Source organism: Neomicrococcus lactis, assembly GCF_014200305.1.
Classification (GTDB): Bacteria; Actinomycetota; Actinomycetes; order Actinomycetales; family Micrococcaceae; genus Neomicrococcus; species Neomicrococcus lactis.
Map to the genome: position 1 here is coordinate 344,513 of NZ_JACHBL010000001.1, position 21,449 is coordinate 365,961.

Consider the following 21,449-nt stretch of genomic DNA (forward strand, 5'->3'; position numbering starts at 1 on the left):
GAACCTGCCGCTACGAGTTCTTAGAAGAACTGCGCGCGGTACTTCAAAACCTTGTTGACGTAGGACCGGGTGTCAGAGTAGAAACCGTTCTTCTTCACCGATCCAGCGCCCTGGTAGTAAGCGCCGATGCCGTGCTGCATGGATGGCATGGTGCGCTGCAAGGAACGGATGATGGCGATGCCCGCCACCACGTTGTCCTCTGGCTTCAGCAAATCAAGCTTGCGTCCCACCAAGTCCGAAGCCCATGCACCGGATGATGGAATGACCTGCATGACGCCGATGGCATTGGCCGGTGAAACGGACGCGTGATTGAGTCCGGACTCCTGCATCGCGTGGCCGAGAGCCAACTGCGGCTCCACACCCATCTGACGCGCGGTGCGGATGATGAGGGCCTTCATCTCTGCCTTGGATGGGACGCCGCGAGCCAAGAGGATCTGCTTGTTGCGGTTTGCCGAGTTCACGGTGGAGCTTGAGTAGGAGTAACCCAAGAACTGGCCGCCGACAAGCTGCTTTCCACCGGAGGCGCTGATGGTTGGTACGTTCAAACGCTGACCGACACGCAAGAAGGTCGAAGAGAGGTTGCTGGCCTCCATGATGGCGTCAACCTGGCTATTCATGCGGCGCGCAATCGAATCCAGGGAATCGCCACGGACCACGGTGTAAACCTTGGACGTTGCCTTCGCCGGGGTGGAAGGCTTCGTGGTGGTGCTCTTGGAAGGCGAGGTCTTAGAAGGCGTGCTCTTCGACGGAGCAGGTACGGTTGCACCGGCAGGAGCAACAATCTTCTGACCGGGGCGGATCACGGACGATACCTTGAGATTGTTAGCCGCAAGCAGCTGCTTGAGGGTAACGCCCAAGTGGCGTGCGATGTGGGAAAGCGTATCGCCACGCTCCACAACATAGATGCGAGCAGGAGCAGCCTTAGCTGGCTTTGCTGCCGTTGCCTTAGATGGCGACTTGGAAGAGGTGCTTGAGGCGGCTGGCTTCACGGAAGAGGTGCCGCGTACCACGAGCTTCTGGCCCGGGAAGATGTAGTCCTTGCCGCTGAGGCCGTTGAGCTTCAACACGGAAGAAACCGAAACATTATTTTCAGCTGCAATATGAGAGATGGTGTCGCCACGCTTGACGGTCAAGACATCGTCGGCCATGGCGCCGGTAGCGCCAACAGTTGCTAGGACGAGTGCGGAAACGGTAGTTCCCGAGGCAACGGCCAAGCGCAGGGGCTGGCGCGCCGGGTTCTTTACGGAAGTAACGGCAGACATAAGTTCCTCAAATTTGTCGCGGCAATTCATATGAACGGTTGAATTGTTGGGACCGCGTGCGAGTGTTTCGACTATCCACAAGGATGAAGCTTGTGGTTAGCCACTAAAAATGTACCCGAAAATCGCCTAACACAAAACCCTTTTAATCTTAGGTATTCGTTGATATCGCGTGTCGGATATTCTTGTGACACTCTAGATGCGTGCAAGAACTAGAAAATCTCGTCGGCGAATGGCTTCCACTTCCCGACGTTGCAGAACTCCTCAACCTTCAACTACGCAAAGTTCACGGACTTCTGAATGAGCGCCAAATTCTTGAAGCGCGCGTAGGCGAAAACAATATTCGTGCTGTGCCGGCAGCCTTCATCCGCGACGGCGAGATTGTTGATTCCCTCGGTGGAACCATCTCCGTGCTCACGGATTCGGGCTTCAGTGACGTGGAAATCATCCGTTGGTTGTTTACCCCGGATGATTCCTTGCCCGGAACGCCAATGGACGCACTCTTGGCGGGACGCAAGACCGAAATACGACGCCGCGCGCAAGCGTTGGCCTGGTAGCTAAGCGTTCCGGTTGACCGCGGCTTCACCGAGGCCGCGCAATGCCGTGTGTGCGCGCTCGGGGATATCCAAGTCCTCGAGCGCAGCAAACGCTCTCGTGGAGAGCTGTTGAATGGAATTTTCGGTGGCTTCTTGAGCCCCCGATTCGATAAGAATTCGCGTCATATCCGCGATTTCCGCGTCCGTGAGATCAGATGCACCCAAGCGATTCTGAATGAATTCCCGGTCTGCATCGCCTGAAAGCTGCACGCCGTGAGCAATTAACTCAGTACGCTTGCCTTCCCTGAGATCGTCACCGCTCGGCTTGCCCGTGGTGGCGGGATCGCCAAAGACGCCCAGGAGGTCGTCGCGGAGCTGGAATGCTTCGCCGAGCGGAAGTGCGAACCGCGAATAACCTTCAAGCAGTTGTTCGTTTGCTCCGGCCAAAGAACCTCCCAAAAGAACGGGATTCTCTGCGGAGTATTTAGCCGATTTGTAGCGAAGAATTGAGCGGGCTCGATCAAGCGCGGCGTCCGCCTCCCATACTGGACCGGCGTTTTCCTCGAGCACATCCAAGTACTGTCCGGCCATGACTTGGAGTCGCATCTCATCGAAGATCGCGCGAGTGCGCGGTGGAACCTGAGAGATAGTGGCAAAGAGCTGTTCGCTCAAGGACAAGCACAAGTCACCGGCCAAAATTGCTGCTGATCCTCCGAAGCGTGCGGGATCCTTGTGCCACTGCTCGCGTGAATGCATCGCCTCAAAGCGACGGTGAACGCTGGGGTTTCCGCGTCGGGTATCAGATGCATCAATGAGATCGTCGTGAATCAATGCGGCGGTCTGGAACAACTCGAGCGAACCACCCAAGGTGAGAATTGCGGCGTCGTCGTCCTCTCCGCCCGCGCCAACGAATCCCCAGAAAGCCAGGGAAGCGCGCAACCGCTTACCGCCCGTGGCCAACTGAATGAGCGCATCCATGAGCTCAGTTGCATGTGGCGAGATGGCGTCGACGGTGGCACGCTGTTGCCCCAAGAACGCAGAAATGTGGTCATTGAGGGCGGCAATGTAGCGGGCATTGGGTGAAGAATCAGGCACCCATCCACTCTAGCTGTTTGCGCCAAGAGGACGCCCTTCTTGTCATCCACAGAATTAGAATGAATGTTCTATTGGGCCCAATTTTGAGCTACCATTCAACATATGACTGAAGGGAATCACGGGAACGCTCACAGGAGGCAATCCGTGATCATGCACGTGGACATGGATGCGTTCTTCGTGTCCGTGGAAATCCTTCACGACCCGAGCCTTGCGGGGCGCCCCGTCATTGTGGGGCATGATTCCATGCGCTCCGTGGTCCTGTCAGCGTCCTATGACTGCCGCGCGGTGGGAGTGCGTTCCGCTATGCCCGTCTCACGCGCGAAGCAACTGGCCCCGCATGCGCTCATTGTGGAGCCGAAGCATTGGTTATATGCAGAGGCCTCTGAGCAAGTGATGGCACTGCTTCGCGAGATCACCCCACTCGTTGAACAAGTCAGCGTGGATGAAGCATTCCTGGATGTCACGGGTTCCATGCGCCGCCTTGGTAGACCGCGGGAAATTGGTCAGCGAATCAGGGACGAGATTCAGCACCGCCTCAACCTTCCGTCCTCGGTGGGAATTGGACCCAATAAGTTTGTTGCCAAAATGGCGTCCACTCACGCAAAGCCCAATGGTTTGCTCGAAGTGCCGCCGCGGGATGTCGTAGCTTTCTTGCAGAAGAAGCCCGTCCGTGCGCTTTGGGGAGTAGGCCCGAAAACCGCAGAGACCCTCGAGCGTGTGGGAATCAAGACCGTTGAAGACCTTGCCCATACGCCGCGCGCCACCCTCACTAAGCTCTTGGGATCCTCGGGCGCTCATCTTCATGACCTCTCCTGGGGAATTGACCATCGCACCATTCAGACGGGTCGCGAAGAGAAAAGTATTGGTGCTGAAGAGACCTTCGCGAAAGACGTGTGGGATTTCGATTTCCTCGAAGCGGAAGTGCTGAAGCTGTCCTACAAAGTGGCTCGTCGTCTCAGAAACGCGTCACTTGTTGCCCGAGGAGTGACGCTCAAGCTCAAATATGCGGACTTTGTCACCGTTAGTCGGAGCGTCACCCTGGGCTCCGCCTCGAACTCGGCCACCGTTTTCGCTCAAGCGATCAATCAGCTGCTGATCAATGAGCGCCCCAAAATGCGGGCGGTCAGGCTCATTGGGGTGCGCTGCGATCACTTGTCTGATGACAGTGGAGAACGGCAATTCACCTTTGAGAGGTCTGACAGTAATTGGCCGGCCATCGACGCCGTGGCGGATGCGATCGCTCAGAAATTCTCAGACGCCGTTCCTCTACCGGCAACTCTCTTGAAATCACCAGCCAAAGCACAGTCTCCGAGACTTCCACAAGACCCCTTGACATGACTAAAGTGGAAGTCCAAGAAGTTTTCATTTCGGGGAAGAAATGGAAGCTAACTTGGGAACAAAAAGCAGCTCTAAGTCGTTAGTAGTTACAAGGGTTGCCGCCATGATTGTCGTCAATCGATATTGACAAAATAGACTTACATTTAAAGATTTCAGATTTAGAACGGGGGATGGCAATGCCGCTGTCGGAACATGAGCAGAAACTGCTCGAACAGCTCGAGAAGCAGCTAAATGCCGACCACGAGTTCACTTCCTCCTTTGAGTCCGCTTCGACAACTGGCGGATTCTCACCCCGGAACCTAGTACTCGGTGCAATTGGCGCTGTGGTGAGCATTGTGATCTTGCTACTTGGTATCAATCTGCAGTTGATCATTGTTGGCGTGCTGGGCTTCTTGCTCATGTGCGCCTCTGTATATTTCGCAGTATCGAAGCCTAAGAACGCCACCACGGTGTCTGCAGTGAAGCAGCCTGCCACGGCCGGCGGCAAGGTTAAGCGTCAAGGATCCTTCTTGCAGGACCTTGAGAAGAAGTGGGACGAACGAGGTCGCGACCTCTAAGCGCTTATCGCCGCAGCATCCTGATCCTGCGGCCCAGACGGAAGAACCGAGTCATTGACTCGGTTCTTCTTCGTTAAAGGACGGTGGAGGAAGGTGGGGGATTAGGGTTATAGGACATAAATGTGTGTCTGGGTCGGGCGTGTCTTTTTAGGAGGCGCGGCCGGCCCATCCTTTTCGGTGCCAGAGTCCTTCGTTTGCGTTGAGTCCTGTTCCGAGTTCTGCGGGTCCGATGTGTTCCTCGATTTCTTGCGTGTAGGCGACGGGCTCGTAGTGTTCTTTTTTGATGAGTTGGTGGGCTGGTGCTGGGTTCTGGGAGTGCTTGTAGAGGAACCATTCCACGGCTCGTTTAGCGTGCTCAGGGGTCAGTCCGCGATGGTTGCGTAGAAGATTGCGTAGCTGCGCGTTGATGCCTCCTTCGATCCTGTTCGTTGTTGATGAGGCGTTCCGTGAGCGGTGCTCGTCTTTGAGATAGGTGAACAGGACTTCTTGTTGGCTGGCGCGCTCGAGGAGTTGGTAGGCCTTGCGTAGCCGGTCGTGTGTGAACCACCAGCGCTGGTGCGGCCTCACGCTTTGCGGCAGCGAACCACGGTGGTGCGAACGGTAGGTTTTCTCGTTCAGCATCTGGTGATGTTTTCCGTGCCACTGGTTGAGTGCAAGTAGCCATGCACGCGCTTGATCCTGGCTCGTGATCCGTGTCAGGGCAAGGGAAATAGCCCGTAGTTCGCGGCCCGCGGTCGTGCGGGGGCGCATCGTGATCAGCACGCGCACGTTGCGTTGAATATGCACCAGGCAGCGTTGAACAGGGGTCTCGGGCCAGCAATGTTTCAGCGCGGATGCCAGCCCGGAACCACCATCAATCACGACCAAATCTGGTGCGGGGAAACGAGTTAGGAGCTGTTCCCACGCCACGCGTTTTTCCGTGTCACACCATTGATAACCGATGACGTGTTCGCCAGCGATCGCGATCAAGCAACACCAGGAACCGAGATAGATGCCGTCGAGCTGGACTTCCGGATAGATCTCTCCGGTGACCTCGATCGCGGGAGTAATGTTCCAGCACCAGTGTGTGGAGCGACGAAACGAGCGTGGATCCACGCCCTGAGCGACTTGGGATTGAGTCTTGTTTCCCAGCAGCCATTCCAGGAATCGGGAGAGCTCGTGGCGTCGACGCACGTCGACGCGTTGTATCCGTTCAGAACTACTCGCGCCACACGATTTACAGCGATACCTGGTAGCTCCAGCACTCGTGGAACCGTTCCTTTTCAGCCCGCCACCACACAGGACGCATAAACGCTCGTTGTCAACCACGCTTCCCGAATAAACAACGAAAAGTATGCCAACACCCGTTTAGCCGCGCCGATAAAGGCAACCAAGCCCCATCAGACACACTTTAATGTCCTATAACCCGGGGATTAGCCCATCCCAGGACACTCCACTTTCCTCCACCGCCCTGTGCTCGGGCCAGGTTCGGCCCGTTGAAGAGGCAAAATCAGCATTTCTGCGGCTCGCCAGGCGCCAAAGTCGCCAAAATCCCTCCACTTTGCCCCCACCCTGCATCCACCGCGTGATTCCGCGGATGTTCAGGAACTTGCCAGAAAAAAACGGTGTTTCGCATCTCGTTTCGCGTTGACAGGGGAGTGATGTGGAGTAAAGTGGAGGACGTAGGAGGAACTAGGAGCCAAGAAGAGAAAACCCTCTCCCGAGCGAAGGCGGTGCATATGTTCTTAGGGACGTATACCCCGCGCCTTGACGAGAAAGGGCGGCTCATCCTTCCGGCGAAGTATCGGGACGAGCTTGAAGCTGGACTGGTGCTAACACGAGGGCAAGAACGGTGCATCTACGTGTTTAGCGCTTCCGAGTTTGAGCGAGTACATGAGCAAATGCGCGCAGCGCCTTTGTCTTCACGTCAGGCCCGCGACTACATCCGCGTCTTCCTATCTGGTGCTTCTGACGAAGTTCCAGACAAGCAAGGCCGAATCACTATCCCCCCGGCACTGCGTACTTACGCAGGACTGGACCGCGACGTGACCGTAATTGGGGCGGGCACTCGCGTTGAGATTTGGGATTCGGCTTCGTGGGACAAGTACTTGGAGGATCAGGAGAATTCGTTCTCCGAAACTGACGAGGACGTGCTCCCAGGCATTTTTTAGATCGCTGTTGAGAAACACCGATCCTCAGGGCCGATCGGTGCAGCTGGGTCTCCAGCCGCTCTGCTACAGCCTGACCTCACTTCCCCGGGGCCAGGAATATGCACTGCGGAGGGGGACCCAGTTGCATCGAAAGACCAAATCTTTAATCTTCACGTAAATCAAATCTTTAGCAGTAATCCACAACTTCAGCAGTACAAGCAACGCTTAGCGGACACGCATTCAGGGAACGGGGGCCGCCTTGACGAACGACAACGCCGAGAACGGTTTCTTAGCTGACCGTGCGGACGCAGCGGATGCGTTGACGCCGAAGAAGACTGCTGATCGCCACTTTCCAGTTCTCCTTGAACGCTGCGTCTCACTTTTTGCTGAGTCGGTAGAAAACGCTCGCGCGCAGAAGCGCCAACCAATCCTCGTGGACTGCACGTTGGGAATGGGCGGTCACTCGGAAGCGATGCTTGAGCGCTACCCGGACGCAATGCTCATTGGTATTGATCGCGACACCATGGCGCTTTCCTTGGCGGGGGAGCGGCTCAAGAAGTTCGAAGACCGCACCCACCTTGTCCATGCCGTGTACAACGAGATCGCAGACGTCGTTCGCGACCTCGGATTGCCCGGCGTCGATGGCGTGCTCTTTGACCTCGGCGTTTCCAGCCTTCAGCTTGATGAGCGCGAGCGCGGCTTCGCGTACTCCTTTGACGCTCCTTTGGACATGCGCATGGACCGCACTGAGGGAACTACCGCAGCTGACCTCGTCAACACGCTGGATGAGTCAGAGCTCGTTCGCATTCTGCGTGTCTACGGCGAAGAGAAGTTTGCGGGACGCATCGCTAAGTCCATCGTGACTGATCGGGCAACGAAGCCCTTCACCACTACGGGCGAACTCGTGGAATCCATCCGCAAGGTGGTTCCTGCTGGCGCTGCCCGTACCGCCGGTCACCCGGCGAAGCGCACCTTCCAAGCGCTACGGATCGCTGTCAATGAAGAACTCGATGTTCTCGAGGAAGCCATCCCGGCATCCATGGACGTGCTGAACGTCGGCGGACGCGTGGTGGTCATGAGCTACCACTCGCTCGAAGACAAGATCACCAAGAAGTTCTTCGCAGCTGCCGCCAAGTCTTCCGCCCCCGCCGGCTTCCCTGTGGAGCTTGAGGAACACAAAGCCCGGTTCAAGACCATCACTCGTGGAACTGAACAACCCACCGAACTCGAAATCGCCGAAAACCCTCGCGCGGCATCTGCCCGACTCCGCGCAACCGAGCGCACACTTCCCAGGAGCTCGTCATGAGTGCATCAGCATTGGCCCAAGAATTTCTCGCAACCAAACCGGATACCGCGCGGGTCAAGCGCCCCGTCACCGAGCGTCGTCGTATTCCGCTATCGGTGGTTCCGAACGTATCTCCGCAGCGCCGTGGGCGCATTGCCATGTTCCTGGGGTTGATTCTTGCTGCCGCTTTGGCTGCGGTGTTGGTGCTGAACATTACGGTGTCGAACGGCCAGTACGACGTCGTCAAGTTGCGTGGCGAGGAAACCATCCTGTCCCAGCAGAATGAGTCCCTCCGCCAGCAGGTTGATTACTTGCAGGCTCCTCAGAATCTTGCGGCTTCCGCGGCGAAGCTTGGCATGGTTTCTCCTGGTACGACGGCGACCATCGATTTGACGCAGGGCAAGGTCTTCGGATCCACCACTGCTGCCACGTCGGAGACGCAAGTGGGCCAGCTCGTCGCTTTGCCGGAGAACCCGGTCACGGTTGCTCCTGGCACGATAGATCCTGCGAAGGCCGCTCCTGCTGATGCAGCAGAGCCAGAGCAGGACGTCACTCCTGAGCAGGCTGCTGAACCAGAAATGCCAGTTCCGGCTCAGGCTGAAGCAGGCGACGCTGGCGAGGCATCGGCTTCGGAATTCAACTCGGCTGACAATGCTCCAGAAGCTGGCACGGAAACGAACCAGCAGGCAACGGAGCAGTCCACCACGGAAGAATCTGCAACGGCCAAGTCCGAAACGGACTCTGCCAAGCAGGCAACCGCGCGCCCAAAGTTTGACAAGAAGTCGCTCAACGGCGGGTCAATTCCGGCCCCTTCCGTCACTGAACCGTAAAGTCGACTACGTGCGGTAGCCATCCACGACACTCGCCCCTGGAGTGGTACCACATCCACGAAAATCACTACTAGGAGCACTCCATGTCTGGCCACACAACAAGCGCGGCACGCAAAAAGGCGGCCAACGCAAAGTGGACCGCATCTGGCGCGCGGCGACTCCGTATTGGAATTGGCATCGCGCTTGTCATGCTGATGCTGTTGACGGGTCGGCTCTTCCTGGTTCAGGGCATTGACCCTGAGGGTTTTGCTCAGGCTGCCGTCGATAACCGACTTCGCACACAGACCATCGAGCCTGTCCGAGGCTCCATTTTGGACGATCAAGGCCGAACCTTAGCGTCCACCATTGTGCGTTTTGACTTGGCAACTGATCAGCGTCACGTCCCGGAGTCTTACCGTCGTAAGAACCAAGAGACGAATCAGACGGAGACCATCACCAAGGATCAAGCGGTCTCGGAGATCGCCCAAATCTTGGGGCGTGACGTCACCGAAATCAAGGACATTGTTGTAGGCAAGGATGGCGAGAAAAAGAAGGGCTACTCGCTGCTAGCCAAGGGTGTCAGCGCTGACGTGAAGAACGCCATCCTCAACGTGAAGCTTCCGGGCTTGGGCGCCACCGCTAAGAGCGAGCGTCACTACCCATCGGGTTCCGTTGCTGGACCGATCTTGGGCTTCACGAACGTGGACGGCTCCGGTGTCGCTGGCATTGAACAGTCCCAGAACTCTGCCCTCGCCGGTACGCCTGGCGAGCGTTCATACGAAGTTGGCGCCGATGGCGTCCGTATTCCGATGGCTACAAACAAGGAAGTTCCTGCCAAGGACGGTCAGAGCGTCAAGCTGACGATCAATCAAGACATTCAGTGGGCTGCGCAAGAGGCCGTGATGGCCAAGCAGCAGCAGTTCAACGCCCAGTGGGTGTCCGCGATTGTGATGGAAGTGAAGACCGGAAAGATTCGCGCTATCGCAGACTCACATTCGGTTGATCCACAGAACCCTGGTGCTACGGATGCGGAGTTTCGCTCTTCGGCTTCGGTGACGCAGGCTCTCGAGCCAGGTTCCACGGGCAAGGTTGCCACGTACGCCACGGCCATTGAGACCGGAGTCATGGATCCGGAAGAAGCACTGTCTGTCCCGAACAAGGTCACGCTGAACAAGGAAACCATCAACGACTCCTTGCCTCACGCCACGTATGACATGACGGCAGCAGGCGTCTTTGCTCGTTCGTACAACACGGGCACGGTGATGATTGGCGACCGCGTTCCTGCGGAGACTCGCTATGACTACATGCGCAAGCTTGGCATCGGCGACGCTTTGGACATTGGACTGCCTGGCGCGAATAAGGGCATCTTCCTTCCTCCAGAACAGTGGGATCGCCGCCAGAACTACACCACCATGTTTGGTCAGGGCTACTCGCTGACCCCGCTCAACACGGCCTCGATCTTCCAGACCATCGGTAACAGCGGTGTGCAGATCAAGCCTCAGCTCATTGAGTCCTACGTGGATCCCGATGGCGAAGAACATCCAGTGGAGCAGCCTGAGCAGACACGAATCTACTCGGATGACACCTCCGCGAAGACGCGCCGCATGATGGAAACCGTGGTTACGGACGGCACGAGCACCAAGATGCAGATCGATGGCTACCGCGTAGGCGGCAAGTCGGGTACCGGTCAGGCCGCTGGCGCCACCGGTAAGTACGATGGTCACACGAGCTCCTTCGGCGGCATGGTTCCTATCGAAGACCCTCAGTACTTGGTCCTCGTCACGATGTACCGTCCGCAAGGATACTGGCGCGACTGGTCCGTGGGCGATACCTTCAAGACCATCATGAGTGCCACACTTAACCACTACAACGTGGCCCCAGATACCACTCAGCCTGACCCTTACAAGGTCTTCATCGGAGAGAACCAAAAGTACCCATGGTAGAAAACTCCCTCGCGGACACAGAACGTGAGCTACGCCCGCGGACGGCACCCCAGATCGCGCTGAACGAGATTGCGCAGGCTATTGGTGCGCAGTCCTCGCGAGATGTGGATGGTGTTGTTGCGAGCGGCATCTGTTTGAACTCGCGCGCGATTCAGCCTGGGGACCTCTACGCGGCTTTGCCAGGCGCCAAGCGTCATGGCGCGGACTTCGCGTCTCAGGCTGTGGCCGCGGGTGCGGTAGCTATCTTGACGGACCACGACGCCGCAGCTCGCCTTGAGAACGAAGGCTCACTCCCAGCGGGCACTCCGGTGCTCGTGGCTCAGGATCCTCGTTACGCGGCGGGTATTGCCGCTAAATTCCTCTATGGCACCACGCCGGACGCTCCGGCAATGTTTGGTGTGACCGGAACGAACGGCAAGACCACCACTACATACTTCTTGCGTTCCTTGTTGGGCGCGATGGGCCACAAGACGGGCTTGATCGGCACCATTGAGATTGTGGCTGATGAGGAAGTCATTCCCAGCGTGCTCACCACGCCTGAAGCTACTCAGCTGCACGGCATCTTGGCTCGAATGCGCGAGTCTGGCGTGACGGCTGCGGCGATGGAAGTGTCTAGCCACGCGATTGAGTACCGTCGCATTGAAGGACTGAACTTCAAGGTCGCTGGTTTCACGAACCTGACGCAGGACCATTTGGATCTGCACGGCACAATGGAGGACTATTTCGCTACCAAAGCGAGACTGTTCACGCCTGAGTTCGCAAGCCGCGGCGTCGTACTCATTGATAGCGAGTGGGGCGAGCGCCTCGCGCAAGTGGCACGCGATGCCGGCTTGCCGGTGGTAACCCTCTCGACCGCAAGTGCCGCAGGAGCTGTGACCGCGGACTGGACCGTCACGGCTGTTGAGCGATCTGGGTTGGGGCATGATTTCACGCTGACCCACCGCGACGGCGAAACCGTCCGTGCGCATACCGGTCTGCCCGGCGACTTCAACGTCGCCAACGCGGCCCTCGCGCTGACCATGATCATCGCGGCTGACGTGATGCCTCTCGAGAAACTCCAGCAGTTGCTCGACGCCCATGATCCGCTGAGCGCAAACGTGCCCGGACGCATGGAAGTTGTGGGTCATGCACCGGCCGCCATCGTGGACTTCGCGCACAACCCGGACGCCATGGTGCGTGCACTCGAAGCCGTGCGCCCAGGAACCGAAGGCCGCGTCATTGTGGTGTTTGGAGCCACGGGTGAACGTGACCAAGCCAAGCGACCCATCATGGGCGCCATCGCCGCTCGCGGTGCTGACGTGGTCATTATTACCGACGACGATCCGCACGACGAAGACGAACAAACCATCCGCACTGCAGTGCTCGAAGGCACCACCAATGAAGCGCTCAGCATGGGTGCGGCCGCGCCGGAAGTGTTCGAAATTTTCCCGCGCGCTCAAGCCATCAAGGAAGCCGTTCGCCTTGCAACCCCCGCTGACACCATCTTGGTGGCCGGTCGCGGTCATGAAGTGTGGCAAGAAGTGAAGGGCGTCAACCTTCCTTTGGACGATCGTGTGGAATTGCGAGAAGCATTGGCAGCCCGTCATGATGGCGGAATAGATCACACTTCGGTTGGAGAAACCGCGCCAGAGTCCCCGGACAACGGCACGGCAGAGTAAAGTCCAGAGGGTCATGATTGAACTAACTGCCGCGGACATCGCGGAAATAACAGGGGGAACCCTCACAGCGAACGTCGATCCGACGCTCGTCATCAAGGGTGTTGATACTGACTCTCGTGAGTGCCAGCCCGGGTGGCTGTTTGTCGCGAAGCCAGGGGAGGCCACTGACGGTCACCTCTTCATTCGCGCCGCTCGTGCCAATGGTGCTGTGCTCTCTCTTTCCGAACGCGAAACGCAGGACGACGCCGGAGCTACAGATCCAGCGGTCATCGTGGAAGACGCTGTGCTGGCGATGGGCAAAATTGCCGCTCACATCGTGAACTACTTGCGTGAACGCGGCACGCGCGTGGTGGGCATTACCGGTTCTGCCGGAAAGACCACCACCAAGGATCTGCTCGCTGCGCTCTTGAGCACGGCGGGACCAACGATTGCGCCGATCGGTTCTTACAACGGTGAAGTGGGCCTGCCCCTTACCGTTTTTCGTGCCACGGAAGACACCAAGTACTTGGTGCTGGAAATGGGCGCAACCGGTCTGGGACACATCACGTACTTGACTGACATGGTGCACCCAGAGATCGGCATTGAGCTCTTCGTGGGCTCGGCACACGCCGGCGAATTTGGTGGCGTGCAGAATATTGCCATCGCGAAGCGCGAGCTGGTGGAGGCGCTTCCCGCGTCAGGAACCGCCATCTTGAACCGCGACGACGCCAACGTCATCGCCATGAAGGAGCACACTGCTGCTCAGGTGATGACTTTCGGCGTGGGCAATCCGCACGACGCCCCTGAGAACTCCCTCACCGCGTCCGAACTTGAGATCACCAGCGACGGCCACCCGTCGTTTGAGCTGACTTTCCCGGACGCTACGAGCTACCACGTCACGTCAGGCCTCATGGGTCGGCATCACGTGGGAAACATTTTGGCCGCCGCTTCCGGCGCTTACGCACTGGGTGTTGAGCCTTCCTTGATCGCTGAGACTCTCGACGGGCTGGGGGCTGCGAGCCGCTGGCGTATGGAGCGAATCGAGCGTGCCGATGGTGTCTCCATCATCAACGACGCGTACAACGCTAATCCTGAGTCCATGCGTGCTGCACTGCGTACGCTCGCTGAACTCGGCGTTGCGGATGAGAACGGTAACGCGCGCCGCACGTGGGCCGTGCTGGGCGAAATGCTGGAGCTTGGCGAAGACAGCGTCCTGGAACATGACATGTTGGGCCGCCTCGTGGTCCGCATGAACATCAAGAAGTTGGTGGTTATTGGCGCTGGCGCCAAGGCTGCCTTCAACTCCGCAGTCCTGGAGGGCTCGTGGGGAGATGAAGCGTACTTTGTCAACGACGTCGTGGAAGCCGAGGCGTTGCTAGCTGAGAAGCTCGAACCAGGGGATATCGTGTTATTCAAGTCGTCTAATGGCGCCGGTTTGCGCTATTTGGGTGACCGGATTGCGTCCCTCAAGAACGAGACGAATGATTCGGAGGAAGCCCGCTCATGATTTCCTTGATCCTCGGCGCTGGCATAGCGTTGCTCATTTCCTTCCTCGGAACGCCCCTGTTCATCAAGCTCTTGGTGAAGCGTTCTTACGGTCAGTTCGTTCGTGAAGACGGACCAACGTCGCACCACACCAAGCGCGGTACGCCCACCATGGGCGGTGCCGTCATTGTGGTTGCCGTACTGGTTGCCTACTTCTTGACACACCTCTTCGCGAGCCTCGTCCGCCAAGAACCAAGCGGTCCCACCGCCTCCGGTCTGTTGTTGCTGTTCTTGATGACCGGCATGGGTTTTGTGGGCTTCTTGGATGACTTCCGGAAGATCCGCCAGAAGCAATCGCTGGGCCTGACCGCGTGGCAGAAGATTGTTCTGCAGGCCATCGTGGGCATTACCTTCGCCGTGCTCGCCTTGCAATTTGCGAACGAAAAGGGCCTGACCCCTGCATCGACGCAGATCTCCTTCATCCGCGATATTCCATGGTTGGACTTCGCATTCTTTGGTCCCGTGGTGGGTGCCATCCTCTTCGTCTTGTGGGCGAATTTGATTGTCACGGCGGGAACCAACGGTGTGAACCTGACGGACGGACTCGACGGTCTGGCCACGGGTGCATCGATCCTCGTTTCTTCCGCCTATGTCCTCATGGGCATTTGGCAGACCAACCAAGCTTGTGGATCCTCTCGTGCTATCGGCAACGTTTGCTACGAAGTGCGCGACCCCATGGACTTGGCGCTCTTGGCGGCAATACTCTGTGGCGCGCTGGTGGGCTTCTTGTGGTGGAACACCTCGCCAGCTCGAATCTTCATGGGCGACACGGGCTCGCTGGCCTTGGGCGGAGCAATTGCTGCATTCGCCATCCTGTCCCGCACGGAACTCTTGCTGGTGATCCTCGCCGGCCTCTTCGTCATCATCTCAGCATCGGTGATCATCCAGGTGGTCTACTTCAAGCTGAGCGGCGGAAAGCGCGTCTTCTTGATGGCGCCATTGCAGCACCACTTTGAACTTAAGGGCTGGCAAGAAGTCACGGTGGTGGTGCGCTTCTGGATCATCGCCGGACTGTGTGTCGCGGTGGCACTTGGAATCTTCTACGCAGAATGGCTTGTTGGACTGTGACCAACCTTGATGAATTGACCTCGTGGGACGCCGACTGGAAAGGCTTGCGAGTTCTCGTCACGGGCCTCGGTGTCACCGGATTTTCCGTGGCGGACACGCTCATTGAACTCGGTGCCAAGGTGGTTGTCGTTGACGGCCAGACCAGCGAGATTTTGGAACAGCGTGCCGACACGCTCAAGATCGTGGGAGCCCACGCGGTATATCTCGGTCCTGAGCACATCGAATCGCTGACGGAGATCGACGGCGCGCTACCCGACGTCGTCGTCACCTCCCCGGGTTGGAACCCGCGCCATCCGGTGCTCGATGCAGCAACCCAAGCGGGAATTCCGATTTGGGGCGACGTCGAACTCGCGTGGCGCGTGCGCGAACGAGCTGGCCGCAAGCCGGCCGAGTGGCTCGTGCTGACCGGCACCAACGGCAAGACGACCACCGTCGAAATGACGGCTTCCATCTTGCGTGCGGCCGACCTGCGAGCTATCGCAGTGGGCAACGTGGGAACGCCGATCCTTGATGCCATCCGCGAACCCAATGGTTACGACGTCTTCGCGATCGAGCTTTCGAGCTTCCAGCTCCACTACACGCACAGCATGTCTCCGCTGGCCTCCGTGGTGTTGAACCTGGCCGAAGACCACGTTGACTGGCACGGCAGCCTCGAAGAATACTTCGCGGCGAAAGCCAAGATCTACGAGCGCACTCGTGTTGCCGCCATTTACAACGTGGAGCAGCGCGAAACGGAAAAGATGGTGGAAGAGGCGGACGTCGTTGACGGTTGCCGCGCCATCGGCTTCACCACGAACGTTCCCGGTCTCAGCATGCTGGGCATTGTGGACGGACTGCTCGTGGACCGTGCGTACATTGAAGAACGCCGTTCCTCTGCCGCTGAACTGGCGTCCCTGAGCGATCTCGGCGATGTGGTGCCTCAGCACACCGCTGCAAACGCTTTGGCGGCTGCTGCACTATGCCGTGCCGCTGGCGTGAGCGTTGCCGCGGTCAAGCAGGGACTCATTGACTTTGAGCCCGGAGAACACCGCATTCAGGTGGTGGCCAATAAGGAAGGTGTCTTGTGGGTCAATGACTCCAAGGCGACGAACCCCCATGCGGCGAGTGCTTCCTTGTCAGCCTTTAAACCGGTGGTCTGGATCGCTGGCGGTCTGCCCAAGGGCGTTGAATATGACGAGATTGTCCAACAGCATGCTCAGCGTTTGAAGGCCGTGGTGCTCATCGGCGCCGATTCCTCAAAGCTTGCTGAGTCATTGGCAAGACACGCGCCAGACGTCCCGGTGATCGGTCCCGGTGTGCAGGAAACTGGAACTGAGACGACAACGCGAGAAGCATTGTCTGGCGAAGACGTCATGAAGCAAGCGGTCGCCGCAGCTGCGAGTGTTGCCCGCGAAGGCGATACCGTTCTGATGGCGCCAGCCGCCGCATCCATGGACCAATTCCAGTCATACGCGCATCGCGGCAACGCCTTCATTCAAGCAGTGCAGGATCTTCTGAACTAGGGGTTTCTGCTTCAGAAACAACTTAGTTAGGAGTTCTTCGTGGCCATCGACGCAACCCACCGCGCGAGCTTCGAATCGAACCCTGCCCGTACCCCGAAGAATTCCACTCACCCGGGATTCATGAAGCGATTTTGGAATCGCATCGATGGTGATGCGGCGCAAGGTTCAGGACCCCTGTACTTTGTGATTCTTGGTGTCTCCCTGGCCCTGACCGTCATTGGTCTGGTCATGGTGCTTTCGTCTTCCTCCGTTGAAGCGATTACTCAAGAAGGCTCGTCTTACGCGCTGTTCTTGCGACAGGGCACTTTCGCTCTCATCGGCATTGTTGGAATGCTCATCCTTTCTCGACTGCCGGTCGCGGTGTTTAGGAAGCTTGCATGGGGCATCCTTATCCTTGGTATCGCCCTGCTGTTGTTGGTGTTCACACCACTGGGCATTGAGGTTTACGGCAACCGAAACTGGATCAAGATCGGTACCTTCACCGGTCAGCCCTCGGAAGCTGCGAAGCTGGCTCTCGCCGTGTGGGGCGCCCATATTCTTGCGATGAAGGGTGCCTTGACTCATCGCACCATGCACGCCATTGTGCCCGTGGTTTTTCCCGGCGGATTGATCCTTATTGGATTGGTGCTCGCCGGCCATGACCTCGGCACCTCGATCATCATGGGCCTCATCCTGACCACCGTATTGTTCTTGGGCGGCGCCAACATGAAGCTCTTTGCCGTCACGGCTGGCCTTGCTGCCGCTGGTGCGATCGTGCTGGCGATCTTGAGCGGTAACCGTATGAACCGCATCAACGCGTGGTTGCGCATTGACTGCGATACCAACTCTGCGTGTGACCAGCCTTTGGCCGGTATGCAGGCTCTCGCTTCAGGTTCCTGGTTTGGCGTTGGACTGGGCCAGTCCCGTCAGAAGTGGAAGTACATTCCTGAAGCGCACAACGACTTCATCTTCAGCATCTTGGGCGAAGAGCTTGGGCTCTTTGGTTCCCTCGTGATCATTGCACTCTTCGGAGTCTTGGCTATTGCGATGTACCGCGTGGCCGCGCGCGCTAATGATCCGTTTGTGCGCATTGCCACCGGTGGCATCATGGCGTGGGTTGTTGGTCAGGCGTTTGTGAACATGGCCATGGTGACGGGATTGCTTCCCGTGATCGGTGTCCCGCTGCCATTCATTAGTTATGGTGGTACTGCCTTGTTCATGGTGCTTCTGGCGTCCGGAGTGGTGATGGCATTTGCGAGGGACTCGCATAATGGATCTGTCACCGGGAAACAGAAGTCCCGGAGTAACTCGATCGCCTCAAAGAAGACGACACCAAAGACTCACCTCGCTTAGCGCACTAAACCGAAGGACACTGTGGAGAACTCGCACAACAAGCCGCTGTCGATTGTCCTTGCTGGGGGAGGCACCGCCGGACACATTTCTCCCATGCTTGCGATTGCCGACGCTCTCAAAGCTGACGATCAAGCAACGAACATCACCGTGGTCGGTACGCCTTCAGGCATGGAAACCCGAATTGTTCCGCTTGCTGGATACGAGCTCAAGACCATCAATCGTGTCCCAATGCCGCGTCGTCCGTCTGCGGACCTTTTCAAATTCCCAGCTCGCTTCCGCGCTGCCATTCGCCAAGCAGGCGAGATTCTTGATGCGGCAGACGCTGACGTCGCCGTTGGCGTAGGCGGTTACGTGTGCACGCCGGTCTATTTGGCAGCACGACGACGCCGCATCCCCGTAGTACTCCATGAGGCGAATGCCAAGGCAGGCTTGGCCAACAAACTTGGCGCACGCTTTGCTGCTCGCGTGGCTGCCGCTTTCCCCGGCACCGGATTGGAGCGCGTGGAGATCGTGGGCATGCCCATGAAGTCTGCGATCGCCACCATTGACCGTGCCGAGCGCAAGCGGGCAGCTCGTGATTTCTTTGGCTTGGACGCGGACCGTCCCACGATCGTGGTGACTGGCGGATCCTTGGGCGCAGCTTCGCTCAACCAGACCATCGAGGCTGTCCTTCCGAAGCTTCCAGAGTCCAATCTTCAGATTTTGCACATCACTGGCAAGGGCAAGGCCATTCTTAATACCACCGGTGCGCCGCTACAGCGCCCCGGCTACGTGCAGACCGAATTCGTGGACGGCATGGAGAACGCATATGCCGCCGCGGACTTGTTCATTTCTCGCTCTGGAGCCGGCACAGTTTGCGAACTAGCTGCCGTGGGCGTTCCCGCCATCTTGGTGCCGCTGCCGATCGGCAACGGCGAGCAGCGACTCAACGCGCAACCATTGGTCGAAGCAGGCGGCGCTCACATGGTGGACGATTCCGGGTTCACTCCGGAGTGGTTCCTGTCCACCGTGGTTCCGCTTGCTCTTAACGAAGAACGTCTTGAAGCGATGAGCGCGGCATCGTTGCGAGTGGGTCGGCGCGATGCTGCCCAACGCATGGCCCAGATCATTCGAGAAGAAGCTTTCACCCACCGCGCGGCCGAGACCGGCGCTAGCTCCACCGCGAAAGAGGACTAATGCAACAGCAACTACACGTCAACGATTTGGGACGCACGCACTTGCTGGGTATCGGCGGTGTGGGCGTTTCAGCTGTCGCCCGCTTGCTGGTAGCTCGCGGAGTGAAAGTGTCCGGCTCTGACGCCAAGGATCTTCCCGTGCTTCGCGAATTGAACTCCCTCGGTGCGACGACGCATGTGGGCTACGCGGCAGAGAACTTGGGCGATGCTGACACCGTGGTGATCTCCTCGATCATCAAGCCAGGCAACCCAGAGTACGACGAAGCAGTGCGCCGTGGACTGCGCATTGTCCACCGCTCCGAAGCTCTTTCCGCGGTCATGAACGGCTACTTCACCGTGACCGTTGCCGGTACCCATGGCAAGACCACCACGTCTTCGATGATCGCTGTGATGTTCCGTGAAGCGGGGCTGTCGCCGAGCTTTGCCATCGGCGCGAACGTCGCAGGTATCGGCAAGAACGCCGAGCTGGGCGAAGGCAGGGTCTTCGTCGCTGAAGCGGATGAATCCGACGCATCGTTCTTGAATTACCGGCCCGACGTCGTCGTCATCACCAATATCGAAGCCGACCATTTGGACCACTATGGAACCAAAGAGGCCGTCTACGAGGCATTCCACCTCTTTGCGTCCTTGCTCCCTGAAGATGGCCTGCTGGTGTGCTGCGCAGACGATCCAGGATCTATGGCTTTGGCTCGACGCATCCGCAAGGAGCGCGAGGACATTCGCGTCCAGACCTACGGGTTCGACGACGCAGCCGACCGCCGCATCACGGACGTGCGCACTGAAGGCAGCACCGTCACGGCAACCCTTGAATGGGGGAGTGGCGAGTCTGTAGAGCTGCGCTTGCCCGTTCCTGGCAACCACAATCTCCTCAACGCCACGGCTGCCTTCGCAGTAGGTGTGGACGCCGGACTCGAAGCTGACGTCGCTGCCCGCTCACTGGGGCAGTTCCACGGCTCGGCTCGTCGCTTTGAATCCAAGGGTGACGCCCGTGGCGTGCGCGTGTTCGACGACTACGCGCACCACCCCACTGAAGTCTTGGCAGCGCTCAAGGCTGCACGCACAGTTGCCGGCGAGGGCAAGGTCCACGTGGTGTTCCAGCCGCACTTGTTCTCACGCACTCGTGAATTCTCACAAGAATTCGCTGAGGCTCTGTCGCTTGCTGATACCGCCTATGTCTTGGATATTTACCCGGCGCGTGAAGAGCCCATCCCGGGTGTGACCAGCGAGCTCATCGTCAACGCCCTGGAAACCTCTGGCGGAGCTGTTGCCTTTGACGACGCAGCCAAGCAGGTCGCGAGTGTCGCTCAAGAGGGTGACATCATCATGACGGTTGGAGCCGGCGACGTCACGGAGCTGGGCGCCAAAATCGTGGAAGCGCTGAATGTCTAAGATCAGCGACAAGACGCCAAACTTCAAGCTCGGTGAAGGCGCCGAGAATGAAACCAACGTCATTGGCCTGCCCGTACTAGAGACGCTGCGCCGTAAGCGACGCACTGTGATGTGGGTCGGCGGGGTGATCGCGGCGGTCGTCGTCGTGATGCTCGTGCTCTGGTTCTCTCCATTGCTTGCAGTCAAGAACATCAATGTGCATGGCACCAAACTCTCGAACGCGGAGACGTTGACGTCCAAGCTCGATTCCTTCAAGGGGACGCCGCTTCCTCAAGTGAGCTCGGAGCGAGTGCTCAAGTTGCTCCAGGAGGATCCGACTGTTCAGGACGTCGTGGTGCAAGCTCAGACTCCTGCGACGCTTGATGTGCAAGTGATCGAGTACGTTCCTGTTGCTATTCGGCGTGATGAGAACGGCGAAAACCTCGTTGCTGCTGATGGGCATGTGCTGGTCCCAGCGACTAAAGAACATGCACAGTCTCTTCCGCTGATCGAGCTTCCTGCGGGGAATCAAGATCAAGCGGTCTTCTCCGCAGTGACCACCGTACTGGGTGAATTGAGGGCCGATGTTCGAAGCCAGCTCACGTCGGCGACGGCATCCACGATTGATTCGGTACAGTTGAAGCTCAGCGATGGAAGAACCATCGTGTGGGGATCTGCGGCCGATGGTGCCAAGAAAGCGGCGGTGCTTGAGGCACTGCTAACCGTAGATCCGAAGGAATCTGGACAGACAATTGATGTGTCCAGCCCAGACCATCCGGTGACGAAATAGCGTCTTTGTCTACCTGATCGTAGGCAGGCAAAAGTAGGCGATTTTGCGACACGCAACGGATGTCATTGAAACGCCATGGTG

At 58.2% G+C, this 21,449-nt stretch carries 18 protein-coding genes; 15 read left to right on the plus strand and 3 right to left on the minus strand.

Features of this window, described 5'->3' with window-relative positions; translation table 11 throughout:
• Positions 1 to 20: 20 nt before the first annotated feature.
• The gene (locus tag BKA12_RS01695; RefSeq protein ID WP_183640205.1) at positions 21 to 1,262 is read right to left on the minus strand and encodes a lytic transglycosylase domain-containing protein; all 1,242 of its coding nucleotides are present in this window, start codon (positions 1,260 to 1,262) and stop codon (positions 21 to 23) included.
• 200 nt (positions 1,263 to 1,462) lie between these two features.
• On the opposite strand from BKA12_RS01695, the gene BKA12_RS01700 reads away from it, so the two are divergent.
• Complete coding sequence (locus tag BKA12_RS01700) at positions 1,463 to 1,816, plus strand: Rv2175c family DNA-binding protein (RefSeq protein ID WP_183640207.1); 354 nt, start codon at positions 1,463 to 1,465, stop codon at positions 1,814 to 1,816.
• On the opposite strand, the gene BKA12_RS01705 is transcribed toward BKA12_RS01700, so the two are convergent.
• Positions 1,817 to 2,890 (minus strand): polyprenyl synthetase family protein, encoded by a 1,074-nt coding sequence (locus tag BKA12_RS01705; protein WP_183640208.1) that lies wholly within the window; start codon positions 2,888 to 2,890, stop codon positions 1,817 to 1,819.
• Positions 2,891 to 2,992: 102 nt separating this feature from the next.
• On the opposite strand from BKA12_RS01705, the gene dinB reads away from it, so the two are divergent.
• A complete protein-coding gene (gene dinB, locus BKA12_RS01710) occupies positions 2,993 to 4,228 on the plus strand; it encodes a DNA polymerase IV (RefSeq protein ID WP_246361585.1) in 1,236 nt (411 codons plus the stop codon).
• Positions 4,229 to 4,404: 176 nt separating this feature from the next.
• Positions 4,405 to 4,785: a DUF3040 domain-containing protein gene (locus BKA12_RS01715; RefSeq protein ID WP_183640210.1), complete on the plus strand. Its 381-nt coding sequence runs from the start codon at positions 4,405 to 4,407 to the stop codon at positions 4,783 to 4,785.
• 147 nt (positions 4,786 to 4,932) lie between these two features.
• Here the strand turns inward: BKA12_RS01715 and BKA12_RS01720 are convergent, their stop codons facing one another.
• Entirely contained in the window at positions 4,933 to 6,093 is a 1,161-nt protein-coding gene (locus BKA12_RS01720; RefSeq protein ID WP_183639812.1) for an IS1249 family transposase, read from the minus strand.
• Positions 6,094 to 6,503: 410 nt separating this feature from the next.
• On the opposite strand from BKA12_RS01720, the gene mraZ reads away from it, so the two are divergent.
• The 12 genes from mraZ (at position 6,504) to BKA12_RS01780 (ending at position 21,368) form a co-directional block, all read left to right on the plus strand.
• Positions 6,504 to 6,935, plus strand: a complete 432-nt coding sequence (gene mraZ / locus BKA12_RS01725; RefSeq protein WP_183640212.1) for a division/cell wall cluster transcriptional repressor MraZ — start codon at positions 6,504 to 6,506, stop codon at positions 6,933 to 6,935.
• Positions 6,936 to 7,233: 298 nt separating this feature from the next.
• The gene (gene rsmH / locus BKA12_RS01730; protein WP_183644400.1) at positions 7,234 to 8,220 is read left to right on the plus strand and encodes a 16S rRNA (cytosine(1402)-N(4))-methyltransferase RsmH; all 987 of its coding nucleotides are present in this window, start codon (positions 7,234 to 7,236) and stop codon (positions 8,218 to 8,220) included.
• Positions 8,217 to 9,029, plus strand: coding sequence for a cell division protein FtsL (gene ftsL, locus BKA12_RS01735; protein WP_183640213.1), 813 nt, complete (start codon positions 8,217 to 8,219; stop codon positions 9,027 to 9,029). Before rsmH ends, ftsL begins: the two co-directional genes overlap by 4 nt.
• An 83-nt stretch (positions 9,030 to 9,112) precedes the next feature.
• A complete protein-coding gene (locus tag BKA12_RS01740) occupies positions 9,113 to 10,951 on the plus strand; it encodes a peptidoglycan D,D-transpeptidase FtsI family protein (protein ID WP_183640215.1) in 1,839 nt (612 codons plus the stop codon).
• Positions 10,945 to 12,609, plus strand: a complete 1,665-nt coding sequence (locus BKA12_RS01745) for a UDP-N-acetylmuramoyl-L-alanyl-D-glutamate--2,6-diaminopimelate ligase (RefSeq protein ID WP_183640216.1) — start codon at positions 10,945 to 10,947, stop codon at positions 12,607 to 12,609. The genes BKA12_RS01740 and BKA12_RS01745 overlap by 7 nt, the downstream gene beginning before the upstream one ends.
• A gap of 13 nt (positions 12,610 to 12,622) precedes the next feature.
• On the plus strand, positions 12,623 to 14,095 hold the full coding sequence (locus BKA12_RS01750; protein ID WP_183640218.1) for a UDP-N-acetylmuramoyl-tripeptide--D-alanyl-D-alanine ligase: 1,473 nt from the start codon (positions 12,623 to 12,625) through the stop codon (positions 14,093 to 14,095).
• On the plus strand, positions 14,092 to 15,201 hold the full coding sequence (gene mraY / locus BKA12_RS01755; protein WP_183640220.1) for a phospho-N-acetylmuramoyl-pentapeptide-transferase: 1,110 nt from the start codon (positions 14,092 to 14,094) through the stop codon (positions 15,199 to 15,201). Before BKA12_RS01750 ends, mraY begins: the two co-directional genes overlap by 4 nt.
• Positions 15,183 to 16,703, plus strand: coding sequence for a UDP-N-acetylmuramoyl-L-alanine--D-glutamate ligase (gene murD, locus BKA12_RS01760; protein WP_183640221.1), 1,521 nt, complete (start codon positions 15,183 to 15,185; stop codon positions 16,701 to 16,703). Before mraY ends, murD begins: the two co-directional genes overlap by 19 nt.
• A gap of 39 nt (positions 16,704 to 16,742) precedes the next feature.
• Positions 16,743 to 18,035, plus strand: coding sequence for a putative lipid II flippase FtsW (gene ftsW / locus BKA12_RS01765; RefSeq protein WP_183640223.1), 1,293 nt, complete (start codon positions 16,743 to 16,745; stop codon positions 18,033 to 18,035).
• A 21-nt stretch (positions 18,036 to 18,056) separates the two neighbouring features.
• Positions 18,057 to 19,211: an undecaprenyldiphospho-muramoylpentapeptide beta-N-acetylglucosaminyltransferase gene (gene murG / locus BKA12_RS01770; RefSeq protein ID WP_183640225.1), complete on the plus strand. Its 1,155-nt coding sequence runs from the start codon at positions 18,057 to 18,059 to the stop codon at positions 19,209 to 19,211.
• On the plus strand, positions 19,211 to 20,599 hold the full coding sequence (gene murC / locus BKA12_RS01775) for a UDP-N-acetylmuramate--L-alanine ligase (RefSeq protein WP_183640227.1): 1,389 nt from the start codon (positions 19,211 to 19,213) through the stop codon (positions 20,597 to 20,599). Before murG ends, murC begins: the two co-directional genes overlap by 1 nt.
• Positions 20,592 to 21,368: a cell division protein FtsQ/DivIB gene (locus tag BKA12_RS01780; RefSeq protein WP_183640228.1), complete on the plus strand. Its 777-nt coding sequence runs from the start codon at positions 20,592 to 20,594 to the stop codon at positions 21,366 to 21,368. The genes murC and BKA12_RS01780 overlap by 8 nt, the downstream gene beginning before the upstream one ends.
• Positions 21,369 to 21,449 lie beyond the last annotated feature (81 nt).

Bases quoted from the DNA above. Each gene is read 5' to 3' on its own strand.
- BKA12_RS01695 (WP_183640205.1), bottom strand. From the start codon at position 1,262: ATGTCTGCCGTTACTTCCGTAAAGAACCCGGCGCGCCAGCCCCTGCGC.
- dinB (WP_246361585.1), top strand. From the start codon at position 2,993: ATGACTGAAGGGAATCACGGGAACGCTCACAGGAGGCAATCCGTGATC.
- BKA12_RS01715 (WP_183640210.1), top strand. From the start codon at position 4,405: ATGCCGCTGTCGGAACATGAGCAGAAACTGCTCGAACAGCTCGAGAAG.
- mraZ (WP_183640212.1), top strand. From the start codon at position 6,504: ATGTTCTTAGGGACGTATACCCCGCGCCTTGACGAGAAAGGGCGGCTC.
- ftsL (WP_183640213.1), top strand. From the start codon at position 8,217: ATGAGTGCATCAGCATTGGCCCAAGAATTTCTCGCAACCAAACCGGAT.
- BKA12_RS01740 (WP_183640215.1), top strand. From the start codon at position 9,113: ATGTCTGGCCACACAACAAGCGCGGCACGCAAAAAGGCGGCCAACGCA.
- BKA12_RS01745 (WP_183640216.1), top strand. From the start codon at position 10,945: ATGGTAGAAAACTCCCTCGCGGACACAGAACGTGAGCTACGCCCGCGG.
- BKA12_RS01750 (WP_183640218.1), top strand. From the start codon at position 12,623: ATGATTGAACTAACTGCCGCGGACATCGCGGAAATAACAGGGGGAACC.
- mraY (WP_183640220.1), top strand. From the start codon at position 14,092: ATGATTTCCTTGATCCTCGGCGCTGGCATAGCGTTGCTCATTTCCTTC.
- murD (WP_183640221.1), top strand. From the start codon at position 15,183: ATGGCTTGTTGGACTGTGACCAACCTTGATGAATTGACCTCGTGGGAC.
- murC (WP_183640227.1), top strand. From the start codon at position 19,211: ATGCAACAGCAACTACACGTCAACGATTTGGGACGCACGCACTTGCTG.
- BKA12_RS01780 (WP_183640228.1), top strand. From the start codon at position 20,592: ATGTCTAAGATCAGCGACAAGACGCCAAACTTCAAGCTCGGTGAAGGC.